This is a genomic window from Anoxybacillus sp. MB8, from assembly GCF_011006755.1.
Lineage (GTDB): Bacteria > Bacillota > Bacilli > Bacillales > Anoxybacillaceae > Anoxybacillus > Anoxybacillus gonensis.
Map to the genome: position 1 here is coordinate 1 of NZ_RXXX01000130.1, position 482 is coordinate 482.

Sequence of the window (482 nt, forward strand, 5' to 3'; positions counted from 1 at the left end):
GTATGAGTAAAATGTTTGTGGGAGAAAAAAAGACAGGTTCCTGATTTGGTATAATCAGGAACCTTTCCGATATGTAAGTAAAATAGATGAAAAATGGGCTCTCATCCTGTAAGGTAGTAAGTGCGAAAAAAATAACCAAAGAAAGGAGTGGAGCCCATGCGGGATTATATCACAGATGGAGTCACATTGAAAGACATTGAACAGTTATTGTTTCAGCATATGCAAAAAGAATATGCTCAACTGCTTCAACAGTTGTTGGAGGACATCGATCACACATTAGCGGAAAAACGAGATAAAAAACGATACGCGCTCAAAGATAAACGAGGGATACGGATGCAGACGATGTTTGGAGAAGTGGAAGTCAAGCGGAACTATTACTTCGATCGAGAAAAACAGAGGTATGTCTGTCTGTTGGATGCTTTTCTTCAGTTTGAGGGGGCACATGGAGTCAGTCCGTTGTTAGAAGAAACAGCGATTCATCT

General features: G+C 40.2%; 1 protein-coding gene. It reads left to right on the top strand.

The window, feature by feature from the left end:
• Window positions 1-156: 156 nt before the first annotated feature.
• Window positions 157-482: UPF0236 family transposase-like protein (locus tag EKC99_RS15490; protein ID WP_205597828.1), on the top strand; the 326-nt coding region annotated here is incomplete at its 3' end.